Genomic DNA, 15,180 nt, shown 5'->3' with positions numbered 1-15,180 from the left:
CCCCCGAACCCGGAACATTGCGGAAAAACCCATGATCTCTCGCGAACAACACGACCGGATGGCAAATGCGATCCGTTTCCTTGCCATGGATGCTGTCGAGAAGGCCAATTCCGGTCACCCCGGTCTGCCGATGGGGATGGCGGATGTCGCCACCGTTCTCTTTAGCAAATATCTGCGTTTTGATCCGAAACAGCCACACTGGCCGAACCGCGACCGCTTCGTGCTGTCGGCCGGCCATGGCTCCATGCTGCTTTATTCGCTGCTGTACTTGACCGGTTATCCCGACATGTCGGTCGAGGACCTCAAGCAATTCCGTCAGCTCGGCTCCAAGACCGCCGGCCATCCGGAATATGGTCACGCCACCGGCATCGAAACCACCACCGGCCCGCTTGGCCAGGGCATTGCCAACTCGGTCGGCATGGCGATCGCCGAGCGCAAGCTGCGCGAAGAATTCGGCGCCGATCTGATGGATCACTATACCTATGTCATGTGCGGCGACGGCTGCCTGATGGAAGGCATCAGCCACGAAGCGATTGCGTTGGCCGGCCATCTGAAGCTGAACAAGCTCATCCTCTTTTGGGACAACAACTCGATCACCATCGACGGCGCGATTTCGCTCTCGGACTCGACCGATCAGGTCGCCCGCTTCAAGGCCGTTCACTGGAACACGATCGAAGTCGACGGCCATGACCAGGCCGCCATCGGCGCTGCCATCGAAGCCGCTCAGAAATCTGACCGCCCGACGCTGATCGCCTGCAAGACCATCATCGGCTTCGGTGCACCGAATAAGCAGGGCACCCACAAGGTCCACGGTTCGCCGCTCGGCGCCGAGGAGATCGCAGCAACCCGCGTCGCCCTGAACTGGCCCTACGAGCCCTTCGTCATCCCGAACGATATCCTCGGGGAATGGCGTGCCGCCGGTGAGCGCTCGGTCGCCACTCGCACCGACTGGGAAGGCCGCCTCGCTGCTGCCGACGCCGCCAAGAAGGACGAGTTCAACCGCCGCTTCTCCGGCGAACTGCCGGCCGGCTTCGATGCCGCCATCAGCGACTACAAGAAGAAGCTCGCCGAAACCAAGCCGACGGTCGCAACCCGCAAGGCTTCGGAAGACGCTCTCGAGGTCATCAACGGCTTCGTGCCGGAAATCGTCGGCGGCTCGGCCGACCTGACGCCGTCGAACAACACCAAGACCAGCCAGATGAAGTCGATCACCCCGACCGATTTCTCCGGCCGGTACGTCCATTGGGGCATTCGCGAGCATGGCATGGCCTCGGCCATGAACGGCATTGCGTTGCACGGCGGCCTGATACCCTATTCCGGCGGCTTCTTGATCTTCACGGACTATTGCCGTCCGCCGCTCCGTCTCGCTGCGCTGATGGGCATCCGCGCCATCCACGTTCTGACGCATGACTCGATCGGCGTCGGCGAAGACGGCCCGACGCACCAGCCCGTCGAGCAGATCGCGGGCCTGCGCGCCATTCCGAACTTCCTGATGTTCCGTCCGGCTGACGCCACTGAAACGGCGGAATGCTGGCAGATCGCGGTCAAGACGCACAATCGTCCGTCAGGTCTTGCTCTTACCCGCCAGAACCTGCTTGCCGCGCGCACCGAATACAGCGAAAAGAACCTCTGCGAACAGGGCGCCTACACGCTGGCTGGCAGTGCCGATGCCAAAGTGACGATCTTCGCTTCCGGTTCCGAAGTCGAAATCGCCGTTGCCGCCCGCACGGTACTCGAAGGCAAGGGCATTTCCACCCGCGTCGTTTCGGTTCCCTGCACGGAGCTGTTCTTCGAGCAGCCGGATGCCTATCGCAAGGAAGTGCTCGGCAACTCGCCGGTCAAGATTGCCGTCGAAGCCGCCGTTCGCGAAGGCTGGGACGCGTTCATCGGTCCGGAAGGCGCCTTCATCGGCATGAAGAGCTTCGGCGCTTCCGCTCCTTACAAGGACGTCTACAAGCATTTCGGCATCACTACGGAAGCTGTCGTCGCCGCCGCCGAGGCAAAGCTTTCCTGAGGGCGCTGACAAGCGCTCTCAAATCCAATAGATAAACACCCTGAGTGAACGGGAGTGAATTTCAATGACTGTAAAAGTAGCCATCAACGGCTTTGGCCGTATCGGCCGTAACGTTCTGCGCGCGATCGTCGAATCCGGCCGCAGCGACATCGAAGTGGTTGCCATCAACGACCTCGGCCCGGTCGAGACCAACGCCCATCTTCTGCGTTACGATTCGATCCATGGCCGTTTCCCTGCAGAGGTGAAGGTCGAAGGCGACAGCCTCATCGTCAACAACGGCAAGCCGATCAAGGTCACCGCGATCAAGGATCCAGCGACGCTGCCGCACCGTGACCTCGGTGTCGATATCGCGATGGAATGCACCGGCATTTTCACCGCCCGCGACAAGGCTGCCTTGCACCTGACGGCTGGCGCCAAGCGCGTCATCGTCTCGGCTCCTGCCGATGGCGCCGACCTCACGGTCGTCTACGGCGTCAACCATGACAAGCTGACCAAGGAACATCAGGTCATCTCCAACGCATCCTGCACGACGAACTGCCTGGTTCCGGTCGTCAAGGTTCTGAACGACCTGATCGGCGTCGATCATGGCTTCATGACCACGATCCACTCCTACACCAACGACCAGCCGTCGCTCGACCAGATGCACAAGGATCTGTATCGCGCCCGTGCTGCCGCCCTGTCGATGATCCCGACCTCCACCGGCGCCGCGAAGGCCGTCGGTCTCGTGCTGCCGGAATTGAAGGGCAAGCTCGATGGTTCCTCAATTCGCGTCCCGACCCCGAACGTTTCGGTCGTCGACCTCAAGTTCGTCGCCAAGCGCGCCACGAGCGTTCAGGAAATCAATGAAGCCATCAAGTCGGCCTCAAACGGTGCCCTGAAGGGTATTCTCGGCTACACCGACGAGCCGCTGGTTTCCCGCGACTTCAACCACGATAGCCATTCGTCGATCTTCGCTCTCGACCAGACCAAGGTCATGGAAGGCACCTTCGTGCGTATCCTCACTTGGTACGACAATGAATGGGGCTTCTCGAACCGCATGGCTGACACGGCCGTCGCGTTTGCCAAGCTGATCTGATCATGGCTTTCCGCCCTCTCCTTCCGACGACAGTTCGCTGGCGTCCGCTGGAAGGAGACGGGCTGGAACATTTGACGATCGCTCCAATTGACACGACCACTGGCGTAGCAATTCGCGCCAGTGGAACCGTTATCGGCGGCCGTGGCGGCTCTCCCTACGGCGTCTTCTACCGCATCGATTGCGCAGCCGACTGGGCCGTTCTCTCCTTCTCGATCGAAAACACAGATGGCCGGCGTCTTGCCTTGTTTTCTGACGGCAAAGGACATTGGCGCACCGAGCATGGCGTTGCCCTGCCGCAATTCGACGGCTGCGTCGATATCGATCTCTATGGTTCGCCCTTCACCAATAGCCTGCCGATCCGCCGGCTTGAGCTGAAGCCGGAAGCCGGAACTGCCAAGCTCTCCATGCTTTACATTCCGTTCGATAGCTTCGTGCCCGTGCGCGACGACCAGCGCTACACCTGCATCACGCCGGAAAAGCTCTATCGATATGCTGCGGAAGATAGGGCTTTTACCGTCGACCTACCCGTCGATGCCGATGGCCTGGTGATCGACTATCCGACCTATTTCAAACGTGTGGATGTTTGATACAGTCGCAGACCTCGCGGGCAACGGCCCACCGCCCGCATTATTCCTCCGATCCGCCTGAATCTTTCCTCTCCCTGCCCTGCTATGGTCCAGATTTACAAATAAATTTTTGATAGGAATTCTCCCAAGGCGTTCCGGGGCCATTTCGCCGTTCTGGCGACATGCATCACATCATGAAGTCGCAATCGTCGGAGCGGGCATCGATCCAGCACCCTCTCCGAATAATATTTGTATTTACTAATTTAAAGCGCGCGGCAGCATAGTGGACGACGGGAGAATTGCGAACGGTCCGGGCTTCGGACCGGGCAAAGACGCGCGGGAAAGGGGAAGAAGGAGTGGAGGCATTTTACGTCGTCGTGCTGGTGTGCACGGTCCTGATCCTAATGGCGGCTTTTTCGAGCCTGCTCGCTTTCCGTTTCGGCGCACCGCTGCTGCTGCTCTTTCTGATAATCGGGCTGATAGCCGGCACGGATGGTCTCGGCATCGAATTCAGCAACAACTATCTTGCCTATATTCTCGGCTCGCTCGCCCTCGCTATCATCCTTTTTGATTCCGGATACGGCACTCCGATACAGGCCTTCAAACTGGCAGCCGCGCCAGCCTTGACCATCGCGTCTGCCGGCGTTCTCGTCACGGCAGCATTGTTCGGCCTCGCCGCCACCTGGCTCCTTGGCTTTACCTGGCTGCAGGGCCTGCTCCTCGGCTCGATCGTCGCGTCGACCGATGCGGCCGCGGTCTTCTTCCTGCTGCGCATCGGCGGCATCAACATCCGCGACAAGGTGCGCTCGACGCTGGAAGTCGAATCCGGCACCAATGATCCGATGGCGATCTTCCTGACGCTGGCGCTGGTCGAACTGCTGGCAAGCGGCGAAGGCTATCACGGCCTCAATCTCGTCATGCTCGCGACCTTCGTCCAGGAGATGGGTCTCGGCGTCATCCTCGGCCTGCTTGGCGGCATGATGATCGTGCTGATCGTCAGCCATCTGGAGACCGATCGCGGCCTGACGCCGATCTTCGTACTGGCGCTCGCCCTCCTCGTCTTCTCCTTCACGGGCGCCGTCGGCGGCAGCGGCTTTCTCGCCGTCTATGTTGCCGGCATTTACGCCGGCAATCGCAAGATGCCCGCCTCGGCCAGCATCAAGCGCTTCCAGGACGGCATGACGTGGCTGGCGCAGATCATCATGTTCCTCGTCCTCGGCCTGCTTGCCACGCCGTCGCAATTTCCGGCAATTGCCCTCCCCGCCGTGGCGCTGGCGCTGTTCCTGATCTTCATCGCCCGGCCGATCGCCGTCTGGCTCTGCCTGCTGCCTTTCGATTACACGCAGCGGGAGACGGGTTTCGTCGCCTGGGTCGGCCTGCGCGGCGCCGTCTCCATCCTGCTCGCCATCATGCCGATCCTCGGCAATCTCGAGAGCAGCCAGACCTATTTCAACGTCGCTTTCATCGTCGTGCTTGTGTCGTTGCTCGTTCAAGGCTGGACGATCAAGCCAATGGCGCGTCGGCTGGGCCTCATCGTCCCGCCGCGCATGGGCGCGGTCGATAAGGTCGAGGTCGACCTGCCGGGCGCAGTCAACCATGAACTGCTCTCCTACCGCGTCGTCAAGGATAGCCCGGTCCTGCGCGGTGAGCGCATTCCGCGCTGGGCCATGCCGTCGCTCGTCGTGCGTGATGGCAAGTCGATGCGTTATCAATATGCCGGCCGCTTGCGCGAAAACGATCTCGTCTATCTCTTCATCGTTCCCAGCTATTCACGGCTGCTCGACCGTCTCTTTGCCAGCCGCGCCCCGGTCGATCCGGATGATGCGGATTTCTTCGGCGCATTCTCGATCTCGCCGCTGCGTCCCGCCGCCGACCTCGATGCGGCCTATGGGCCAGGGCTTCTGAGCGAGGCGGAGAAAGGTCTGACGATCGCCGAGCTGATGCGTCAGCGCCTCGGAGGCAAGGCCGATTATGCCGACCGCGTTCGTCTCGGCGAGATCATCCTGATCGTCCGCGATCTCGATGAAAACGACCATATCCAGGCCGTCGGCATGTCGCTGGAGGCGCTGGAACCGGCGACTATCTTGCCGATTTTCATCAATCTGCACGACATCCTGAATGGTATCCGCGGCTTCCTGCGCAAGCGCCGTCAACACGCCGGGGAGGTCGTTTCAACCGATTCCAATACCGGCAAAAACGACGCCTGACCGCCTTGCGTCTCGTATCATCCGTAGTATGGTCGGCGCACTTTGCGGCACGAACAATATTGGATACTCCCCATGGCAGCCTTCAAAACCCTCGACGATCTCACCGACATCACCGGCAAGCGCGTGCTCGTGCGCGTCGACCTCAATGTGCCGGTCAAAGACGGCAAGGTTACCGACACGACCCGTATCGAGCGCGTGGCGCCGACGATACTCGAATTGTCCGGCAAGGGCGCCAAAGTCATCCTCCTCGCCCATTTCGGTCGCCCGAAAGATGGCCCGTCACCAGATCTGTCCCTCTCCCACATCGTTCCGTCGGTCGAAGAAGTGCTCGATCACGCCGTCCTCTTCGCCTCCGACTGCATCGGCGCGCCGGCAGCCGATGCCATCGCCAAGATGAACAATGGCGATATCCTGCTGCTCGAAAACACCCGTTTCCACAAGGCGGAAGAGAAGAACGACGCCGCCTTTACCGAAGCACTGGCCGCCAACGGCGATATCTACGTCAACGACGCCTTCTCGGCTGCCCACCGCGCCCATTCCTCGACCGAGGGCCTTGCCAACCACCTCCCCGCCTATGCCGGCCGCACCATGCAGGCTGAGCTGGAGGCGCTGGAAAAGGGCCTCGGCAACCCGGCCCGCCCGGTCGTCGCCATTGTCGGCGGCGCCAAGGTCTCCACCAAGATCGATCTGCTGATGAACCTGGTGAAGAAGGTAGATGCGCTGGTCATCGGTGGCGGCATGGCCAACACCTTCCTGGCGGCCCGTGGCACCAATGTCGGCAAGTCGCTCTGCGAACATGATCTCGCCGACACGGCCAAGCAGATCATGATCGAAGCCGCCACCTCGGGCTGCGCCATCGTATTACCGGAAGACGGCGTTATCGCCCGCGAATTCAAGGCGGGCGCTCACAATGAAGTCGTTTTGATCGACTCCATTCCGGCCGACGCCATGGTCCTTGATGTCGGACCGAAATCGGTTGAAGCCGTCAAGGCCTGGATCGGCCGTGCGACGACGCTGGTCTGGAACGGCCCGCTCGGCGCCTTCGAAATCACGCCCTTCGACGCCGCTACCGTGGCAGCCGCAAAATACGCCGCCGAATGCACCAAGGCCGGCAAGCTGACTTCGGTTGCCGGTGGTGGCGACACCGTTTCCGCGCTTAACCATGCCGGCGTGGCGGACGATTTCACCTACGTCTCGACGGCTGGCGGTGCCTTCCTTGAATGGATGGAAGGCAAGGTTCTGCCGGGCGTCGCCGTTCTCCATGCAGGGAAGTAGGAAGTCGCGTCAGACACAATGGGAGAGCTGCGACGACCGGACTTTCGCAGCTTTCCACTGAATGGTAAAATGATAGTCCAAACTTTCAAACGGTTGAAATCATTTCAATCGTTTCAATAATTTAGCTGGCCATTTCCGTCTTTATACACTTCTGTTATCGCCGATCTATATCATCCTCTCGCTGACCAAAATCGCCTTGGAGAACAAAAATGAGCGAACGACTTGAAGACATTGCCGTAAAGATGGTTGCCGATGGCAAGGGCCTGCTGGCGGCTGATGAATCCACCGCCACGATCAAGAAGCGCTTCGACACGATCGGTCTCGCTTCCACCGAAGAGAGCCGGCGCGACTATCGCGAAATGCTCTTCCGTTCGGACGACGCGATGAAGAAGTATATCTCCGGCGCGATCCTTTATGAGGAAACCCTTTTCCAGAAGGCTGTCGACGGTACCCCCTTGGTCGACATTATCCGAGCCGCCGGCGGTATTCCCGGCATCAAGGTCGACACCGGCGCCAAGCCGATGGCCGGCTTCCCGGGTGAAACCGTCACCGAGGGCCTCGACGGCCTCGCTGACCGCTTGGCGAAATATTATGACGCCGGCGCCCGCTTCGCCAAGTGGCGCGGCGTCATCGCCGTCTCCGACAAGCTGCCGACCTTTGGCTCAGTGAAGGCCAACGCCCATGCGCTGGCCCGCTACGCCGCGCTTTGCCAGCAGGCGAAGATCGTACCGATCGTCGAACCCGAAGTGCTGATGGATGGCGAACCCGGCACGCATGACCTCGCCCGCAGCGAGGAAGTGACCCGCTGGACGCTGCAGATCGTCTTCCAGGAGCTCGCGGAAGCCCGCATCAACCTCGAAGGCATGATACTGAAGCCGAGCATGGTCATCGACGGCAAAAAGGTGCGCAAGGCATCGGTCGAGCAGGTCGCCGAGTACACCGTCAAGGTGTTGAAGGAAACCGTTCCTTCCGCCGTTCCCGGCATCGCCTTCCTCTCCGGCGGCCAGACGCCGGAGGAAGCGACCGCGCATCTCTCCGCCATCAACGGCTATGACCTCCCCTGGCATGTTACCTTCTCCTACGGCCGCGCCCTGCAGGACGCTTCGCTGAAGGCGTGGGGCGGTAAGGCGGAAAACGTCGCCGCCGGCCAGCGCGCCTTCGCCCACCGCGCCGAGATGAACTACCTCGCCGCCAAGGGTAGCTGGACCAAGGACAGCGAAAAGGCCGCCTGATTTCTGGTAGCTTGAGTTAATTGCAAGCCCCGATCACGATATGGTCGGGGCTTTTTTGTATTTAGAGTCTGTCTGCTGTGGTTGTTGTTTGTGAAAGGCGACGGATGCGGTTCGCCGCGCCAAGGGCAGGAAGACCTCGCATATGCGGCCACTTCCAACTTGTCACCCGCACAAGTTCGAGCTTCCGGCCGTGAGCATCCTCCGGCTATATCCTGATCGTTTTCTCCAAATTCGCAGGAGCCGCCATGAGCACCGTTGCCTACATCACCACCGATGTCTTCACCACCGAACGCTTCGCCGGCAACCCGCTCGCCGTTATTCCCGATGCCCGCGGTTTAAGTGACGCAGCGATGCAGAAGATCGCGACGGAGTTCAATTATTCCGAGGTGACCTTCGTTCTTCCGCCGGAAAATCCCGACAATACGGCGCGCGTTCGCATCTTCACTCCGACCACGGAAATCCCGTTTGCCGGCCATCCCAATGTCGGCACGGCTTTCGTGCTTGGCCGGCAAACGGATATCTTCGGAACGACACCGGGCGACAGACTGATCTTCGAAGAGCAGGCTGGGCTGGTAGATGCGCAGCTTCTGCGCGATGGCAATGAAGTCAGCGGTGCGAAGATACGAGTACCCGGCAAGTTGCAAGTCGGCGGCACCATCGCCGACAAGCTTGTCGCCGGCTGCGTTCAGATCGATCCCGTTTCCATCCTTCACACGACGCATGCCCCGACATTCGCCTCCGTCGGTCTGCCCTTCGCCTTCGCTGAAGTGGACGGTCTCGAAACACTGGGCAAAGCCCGGCCGAATGCCGCCGTCTTCGCGGAGGCGGCCGCTCACCATAAGGAAGACAAGACCGGCTTTTCGCTGTTCCTCTACACGCGCTCGGCCGAAAAACCCCGGCACATCCGCGCCCGCATGTTCGCGCCGCTGGACAATATCAATGAAGATCCGGCAACCGGCAGCGCCTCCGCCGCTCTCGGCGCCTACCTCACCTCACTGCTGCCCGCAGCCGACACAGAGGTAGAGGTCACCATCGAACAGGGTGTCGAAATGGGCCGGCGCAGCCTGATCGGCCTCGAAGTCAAGAAGTCCGCCGGCTCCGTCACCGACGTCTTCCTTTCCGGCCGTTGCGTCAGCGTCATGCGCGGCGAAGTCACATTTTAGACGACACGTAGGGCTTTCCGAAAAGTTCGCCTTCGGCGTCGTTTGCTAAAATGTCTCATTGATGACAAGCGCGATCGTCCAGATTGCGAAAGCAATGACGGCGATCTTCCAGAAATCAGCACGCCGTTTCAGGCCGGGCAGCCCCAGCGGCTTGATGATTTGCACCGCCATGGCAAGCAACAGCAGCACCGCGATCACTTTTGTCACGGTATTTTTCCCCGTTTGCGCAAGAGTGAGCATGACCTCATTCAAAAACCACTGCGCAGTTTTCGCGATCATGCTCTAATCGTCATAGGACGGACATTTTTCCGCGCCAACAGACTGTTTCTACACGCCGATAACGGCAATCCGGGGCACAATCAATAGCGAAAACTGGCAGGACTCGTTCCTGCCTTATCGGTTCTTTAAGCAGAGCCGAATGAAAGTGGGGATCATGAGAAGAAATATATTACCCGTTCTTGCCCTGCTTTTCGGTACGCTCTTCCTATTCACAGGCAATGGCCTGCACAGCCTGCTTCTACCGGTGCGTGGCACAGCCGAAGGCTATGCCACGACGACACTCGGCCTGCTTGGCACGACCTGGGCGACAGGTTTCGTGCTCGGCTGCCTGACGGCGCCGAAACTGGTCCGGCGCATCGGCCATGTCCGCGCCTTTTCCGGATTCATCTCCGTCATCGCCGTCATCGCGCTTCTGACCGGCATCGTCGTCGACGCCACCTGGTGGGTGCTGCTGCGCGCCGTTACGGGCTTCTGCACCGCCGGCACCTCGATGATCATTGAAAGCTGGCTCAACGAGCGTGCGACGAATGAAAGCCGTGGCGCGATCTTCTCGCTCTATATCGGTATCACACTGATCGGCGCCGTCGCCGGCCAGATGATGATCCCCTTCGCCGACATCCACACCCCCATCCTCTTCATGTGCTGCGGCATCTGCTATTGCATCGCCATGCTGCCGACGACGTTGTCGACCGCCGCTTCGCCGCAGCCGCTGAAGGCCGTTCGCCTGGATCTAAAGGCGCTCTATCGCAATTCGCCGGTCGCCTCCATCGGGATCCTCTTGGTCGGCATCGCCAACGGCGCCTATGGCACGCTCGGCGCTGTCTTCGGCGCCAATGCCGGTCTCTCTGACGGCAATATCGCCCTTATGATGAGCTCGACCATCTTCGCCGGCGCCGTGATGCAGTTTCCGGCCGGCCGCCTTTCCGACCGTATCGACCGCCGCTATGTGCTGGCCGGCATGGCCGCGATCGCTGCCTTCGACGGCCTGCTGCTCTTCCTGCTGCAGCCGAGCGGCCCCTATTTCCTGATCGGCATGGTGATCATCTATGGTGCAGTCGCCAACACGCTCTATCCGATCACCGTCGCCCACGCCAACGACTTCGCTGCACCCGAGGATTACGTCAAAGTCTCCGGTGGCTTGTTGCTGCTTTATGGTATCGGCACGATCATTGGTCCGACGCTCGGCGGTCCGGTCATGTCGGCCATCGGGCCCTACTCGCTGTTCTTCGTCACTGCGGTCGCCCATGTACTGATCACGACCTACGCGATCTTCCGCAGCCGCCAGCGCGCCGCCAAGCCCGCGAGCGATCGCGATGCCTACACGACGATGCCGTCGGCCAATGCGCAGATGATCACGCCGGAAAGCATGTCGCTGGCGCGCAGCGAGACTTCGAAAAAAGACGATGCAACGGTAAATTACGGAACATGAGCCCCAAGGAGCGACGGGCCGGGGGTGACAAGGAGGAGACAAAATGAGCATTTTCGACGACGACCGCCCCAAGAAGCCGTCCGCCCATGAGATCGGCAGCGACTTGTCACTGCTTTCGGTAGACGAACTGAAGGCGCGCATCGCGTTGATGCAGGCAGAGATCGCCCGGCTGGAGGCTGAGATCGCCACCAAGGCATCCGGCCGCAAGGCCGCCGAAAACCTGTTCCGCTCCTGAGCCTGCCATCAGCGCAAATTTTGTGCGATTGAAGTACAGATTGAGGCGCGCTCAACAGAATATTAAGCTTTACGACATATTACTACGAGCATCCAGATTCGCTCTGGACTCAGACAGTTCCTCCACTTGGCGAATTGGTCTGATTTTTCTCCCTGTTTTACCTTGAGAGCCGCTTTTGCGGCTCTTCTTTTTCGCCCTGATGTGGCGCTTCCGAGGAAACTGTGGAGATTAACCCTTTCTTAAGAATCGCCTTGCGAATTTCAGTTAAAACCACCATCTTGAAGTCATAAGAACGGACGCCGAGAGTTCTTCTGGACTTGACCGGCTTTTCCTGAACAAAAGTGTTGCGTGAAGCAGGGATTTCTTCGATGTCGGAACTTGGATTGAACACGATCAGCTTTGCTGGCCACGCAGCTTCGTCGGCCCAGTTCAGGACGCTCTACTCCGAAGGTATGTCGCTGGTCGAGGAAACCGCGGGTTATCTCGACGGCCAGGGCCGGGCAGCATCCAAGGTTTTGCCGCGCATGGCCTCCGTACTCTATGCCGCCGAATCCATGCGGCTGACCACTCGCCTAATGCAGATGGCATCGTGGCTGCTGCTGCAGCGCGCCGTCAACAACGGCGAAATGTCGCGCGATCAGGTATTGGCCGAAAAGAACAAGGTTCGCCTCGACGGCTTCACCGTCGACCGCACAGCACCCGGCTGGAACGACCTGCCGGAAGCCTTCCGCGACCTCGTCGAGCGCTCGCTGCGCCTTCAGAACCGCGTCGCCCTGCTCGACCGCGAAATTTATCGCCCGACGGAAGCCTCGATCGTTCCAGACAACCAGAACAGCGTCAAAGCGCAGCTCAGCCTGCTGCAGACGGCGTTTGGGAACAACTGAATTCGATAGCCTGACGGCTGACGCGCTGAACCGGTCGTATCCTGTACGGCCGGTTTTGTGTTTGCACAGAAAAACAACTATTGTGGTGACCCCATCTTTGCGAGGTGATGATGCGTCCTGAAGATGTGCTGGATCTTTACGAAACTAAGATCAAATTGCGTAGTTTCGACGAGTTGGCGCCGCTCATAGCGGACGACGCTGTGTTCTGGTTTTCCGATGGTAGCCACTACGGCATGGACGAAATCAGAGCTGCATTCGAAAGAACCTGGCGAAAAGTTCAAGACGAAGTCTATTGGCTCGAGAACCTTCGATGGGTTGCTGTGAGCGATGATGCCGCCAGCTGCATCTACGCCTTCCATTGGAAGGGTCTATGGGATGGCAAGGCATTCGAAGGCAAAGGCCGGGGAACGACGGTTCTCCGGAGGGAAGCAGACAAGTGGAAGATCGTCCACGAGCATCTAAGCCACTTCCCGCAATAGGCGGAGATAAGACAACAAAAAGCCCGGCAAAACCGGGCTCTTTCAAAACACCAGATCGCGAAGCGATTAGATGCCGAGACCACCGAAGCGCTTGTTGAACTTGGAAACGCGGCCGCCGCGGTCCATGAGCTGCTGATTGCCGCCGGTCCAGGCCGGATGCGACTTGCTGTCGATTTCGAGGTTCATGACGGCGCCTTCCGAACCCCAGGTCGAGCGGGTTTCGTATTCGGTGCCGTCGGTCATGACCACCTTGATGGTGTGGTAGTCGGGATGGATGTTGGCCTTCATAACAATCTTCCTGTCATGCCAGGGTCCATTTGTCGCAAGCCATTGCGGCAACCGAACCGATTGAATAAATGAAGCCGCAGTCCGATTGAGGCCACGGCTTCCAATTAAGATGGCGTGCCTATACATGAAGGCAGCAAGGATAACAAGGGGCGAAAAAGCGAAGTCCCTTGCTGATATGGGGATTGGAGACGACTTGTCAGAGACGGACCAGGCAGACGACAAAAAACGCAGATCCATTCGGCCGCTTGGGCGGCTGGCACCCTATCTCAGGCGTTATCGCGGCATGGTGTTGGGCGCGCTTATCGCCTTGGTGATTGCCGCCGCCACCTCGCTCGCCTTGCCGCTTGCCGTCCGGCGCATGATCGACCACGGCTTCGATCAGTCCGATCGTGGGCTCATTGACAGCTATTTCGCCGCGATCATGGTCATGGCCGTCGTCCTCGCGGCGGCGAGCGCGTTACGCTATTATTTTGTCATCACCATTGGCGAGCGCATCGTCTCGGACATGCGCCGCGAGGTCTTCGACCATGTGACGCGGCTGTCGCCTTCCTTCTTCGATGTCAATCAATCCGGCGAGATCGTGTCGCGGCTGACGGCCGATACCACGCAGATCAAGTCCGCCGTCGGCGCGACGGCTTCGGTGGCGCTGCGCAATCTCATCCTCTGTCTCGGCGCCGTGGTTATGATGATCTTCACCAGCCCCAAGCTGTCGAGCATCGTGCTGATCGCCATCCCGATCATCGTGCTGCCGCTCGTCAGCTTCGGCCGCTCGGTGCGTAAGCGCTCACGCGCAGCGCAGGATACACTCGCCAACGCGTCCGCCTATGCCAATGAAACCATCGCTGCCAGCCGCACCATCCAGGCCTATAATGGCGAGGCCGCCGCCGCGCAGCGTTATGGCGCCGCGGTCGAGGATGCCTATCAGGCTGCGCGCGCCGCGATCAAATCCCGCTCGCTCCTGACCGGCTTTGCCATCACCATGGTTTTCGGCAGTATCGTCGCGGTGCTCTGGGTCGGTGCACAGAATGTGCTCGCCGGTACGATGTCGGCGGGAACGCTCGGTCAATTCCTCCTTTACTCCGTGATCGCCGGCACGTCGCTCGGTTCGCTGTCGGAAGTCTGGGGCGAGCTATCGCAAGCCGCCGGCGCGGCCGATCGCTTGAGCGAACTTCTGGCTGAGGTCTCGCCGATCGCCGCTCCCTCCGATCCGTTGCCCCTTCCCCAGCCGTCGCAGGGTCGGGTGGAATTCTCCGACGTGCATTTTTCCTATCCGTCGCGACCTGGAAGATCCGCACTGCATGGCCTGTCGCTTTCCGTCAAGCCGGGCGAGACGGTGGCGATCGTCGGCCCTTCCGGTGCCGGCAAGAGCACGGTCTTTTCGCTGCTCTTGCGCTTCTACGATCCGCAACAGGGTAGCGTCGCCATCGATGGCATCGACGCCCGCCGTGTGTCACCAGAGGCATTGCGCGACCGCATCGCCATCGTGCCGCAGGACACGACGATTTTTGCCGCCTCAATCCACGACAATATTGGTTTTGGTCGTCCCGGAGCCTCGCGTGACGAGGTTCGCGCCGCCGCTATCGCCGCTCAGGCGGATGAGTTCATTTCGCGCCTGGATCAGGGTTACGACACGCACGTCGGCGAGCGTGGCATCACCCTTTCCGGCGGCCAGCGTCAGCGGATCGCCATCGCCCGCGCCATCTTGAAGAACGCGCCGATCCTGCTGCTCGACGAAGCGACATCGGCGCTCGACGCCGAGAGCGAGACCTTGGTGCAGAAGGCACTCGATGGTCTCATGGAAACGCGCACCACCCTCGTCATCGCCCATCGTCTGGCGACCGTGTTGAAGGCCGACCGCATCCTGGTACTCGATCAGGGCCGTATCGTCGAAGAAGGCACGCATCAGAGCCTGATCCATCACGGCGGCATCTACGCCAAGCTGGCGCGGCTGCAATTCGACGCCGGTATCGAGGATCGTATGCTTGCCGTCAAATAACGACAGATTGACCAAGACATGCGGAATACAACAGGTGGAAATAACTTTAAAGTTGAGC

The 15,180-nt window shown here is 60.0% G+C and carries 15 protein-coding genes; 12 read left to right on the top strand and 3 right to left on the bottom strand.

Annotated elements, in window-relative coordinates:
• The first annotated feature begins 31 nt into the window (after positions 1–31).
• From tkt to FHT86_RS30095, 7 genes are all read left to right on the top strand, one after another.
• Positions 32–2,014 carry a transketolase gene (gene tkt, locus FHT86_RS30125; protein ID WP_133710573.1) on the top strand — a complete coding sequence of 661 codons (1,983 nt, stop codon included), beginning with the start codon at positions 32–34 and terminating at the stop codon, positions 2,012–2,014.
• 64 nt (positions 2,015–2,078) lie between these two features.
• The gene (gap, locus tag FHT86_RS30120) at positions 2,079–3,089 is read left to right on the top strand and encodes a type I glyceraldehyde-3-phosphate dehydrogenase (protein WP_133710572.1); all 1,011 of its coding nucleotides are present in this window, start codon (positions 2,079–2,081) and stop codon (positions 3,087–3,089) included.
• 2 nt (positions 3,090–3,091) lie between these two features.
• Positions 3,092–3,676, top strand: coding sequence for a putative glycolipid-binding domain-containing protein (locus tag FHT86_RS30115; RefSeq protein ID WP_133710571.1), 585 nt, complete (start codon positions 3,092–3,094; stop codon positions 3,674–3,676).
• A gap of 335 nt (positions 3,677–4,011) precedes the next feature.
• On the top strand, positions 4,012–5,862 hold the full coding sequence (locus FHT86_RS30110; protein WP_133710570.1) for a potassium/proton antiporter: 1,851 nt from the start codon (positions 4,012–4,014) through the stop codon (positions 5,860–5,862).
• Positions 5,863–5,934: 72 nt separating this feature from the next.
• Positions 5,935–7,137: a phosphoglycerate kinase gene (locus tag FHT86_RS30105; protein ID WP_133710569.1), complete on the top strand. Its 1,203-nt coding sequence runs from the start codon at positions 5,935–5,937 to the stop codon at positions 7,135–7,137.
• 209 nt (positions 7,138–7,346) lie between these two features.
• Complete coding sequence (locus tag FHT86_RS30100; protein WP_133710568.1) at positions 7,347–8,369, top strand: class I fructose-bisphosphate aldolase; 1,023 nt, start codon at positions 7,347–7,349, stop codon at positions 8,367–8,369.
• A 245-nt stretch (positions 8,370–8,614) separates the two neighbouring features.
• Positions 8,615–9,532: a PhzF family phenazine biosynthesis protein gene (locus FHT86_RS30095; RefSeq protein WP_133710567.1), complete on the top strand. Its 918-nt coding sequence runs from the start codon at positions 8,615–8,617 to the stop codon at positions 9,530–9,532.
• Positions 9,533–9,577: 45 nt separating this feature from the next.
• Here the strand turns inward: FHT86_RS30095 and FHT86_RS30090 are convergent, their stop codons facing one another.
• Positions 9,578–9,811 (bottom strand): hypothetical protein, encoded by a 234-nt coding sequence (locus FHT86_RS30090; protein WP_133710566.1) that lies wholly within the window; start codon positions 9,809–9,811, stop codon positions 9,578–9,580.
• A gap of 154 nt (positions 9,812–9,965) precedes the next feature.
• Between FHT86_RS30090 and FHT86_RS30085 the strand changes: the two genes are divergently transcribed.
• Positions 9,966–11,240: an MFS transporter gene (locus FHT86_RS30085; RefSeq protein ID WP_133710565.1), complete on the top strand. Its 1,275-nt coding sequence runs from the start codon at positions 9,966–9,968 to the stop codon at positions 11,238–11,240.
• Positions 11,241–11,283: 43 nt separating this feature from the next.
• The gene (locus FHT86_RS30080; RefSeq protein WP_133710564.1) at positions 11,284–11,475 is read left to right on the top strand and encodes a DUF1192 domain-containing protein; all 192 of its coding nucleotides are present in this window, start codon (positions 11,284–11,286) and stop codon (positions 11,473–11,475) included.
• Positions 11,476–11,632: 157 nt separating this feature from the next.
• Here FHT86_RS30080 and FHT86_RS30075 read toward each other — a convergent pair whose 3' ends face one another.
• The gene (locus FHT86_RS30075; RefSeq protein WP_133710563.1) at positions 11,633–11,866 is read right to left on the bottom strand and encodes a hypothetical protein; all 234 of its coding nucleotides are present in this window, start codon (positions 11,864–11,866) and stop codon (positions 11,633–11,635) included.
• Here FHT86_RS30075 and FHT86_RS30070 point away from each other — a divergent pair.
• Together FHT86_RS30070 and FHT86_RS30065 are read left to right on the top strand one after the other, a co-directional pair.
• On the top strand, positions 11,844–12,359 hold the full coding sequence (locus FHT86_RS30070; RefSeq protein WP_133710562.1) for a DUF1465 family protein: 516 nt from the start codon (positions 11,844–11,846) through the stop codon (positions 12,357–12,359). The two genes, FHT86_RS30075 and FHT86_RS30070, sit on opposite strands and share 23 nt — an antisense overlap.
• Before the next feature lie 110 nt (positions 12,360–12,469).
• Positions 12,470–12,838: a nuclear transport factor 2 family protein gene (locus FHT86_RS30065; RefSeq protein WP_133710561.1), complete on the top strand. Its 369-nt coding sequence runs from the start codon at positions 12,470–12,472 to the stop codon at positions 12,836–12,838.
• Between the two features lie 66 nt (positions 12,839–12,904).
• Here the strand turns inward: FHT86_RS30065 and rpmE are convergent, their stop codons facing one another.
• Complete coding sequence (rpmE, locus tag FHT86_RS30060) at positions 12,905–13,126, bottom strand: 50S ribosomal protein L31 (protein WP_104824196.1); 222 nt, start codon at positions 13,124–13,126, stop codon at positions 12,905–12,907.
• A gap of 175 nt (positions 13,127–13,301) precedes the next feature.
• Here rpmE and FHT86_RS30055 point away from each other — a divergent pair, with 175 nt between their 5' ends.
• Positions 13,302–15,122 (top strand): ABC transporter transmembrane domain-containing protein, encoded by a 1,821-nt coding sequence (locus FHT86_RS30055; RefSeq protein ID WP_409527631.1) that lies wholly within the window; start codon positions 13,302–13,304, stop codon positions 15,120–15,122.
• Positions 15,123–15,180: the final 58 nt, after the last annotated feature.

It is taken from the genome of Rhizobium sp. BK313 (genome assembly GCF_014193655.1).
Lineage (GTDB): Bacteria > Pseudomonadota > Alphaproteobacteria > Rhizobiales > Rhizobiaceae > Rhizobium.
Note: the sequence above shows the minus strand (reverse complement) of the source record. Positions and strands in the feature narration are given on the sequence as shown.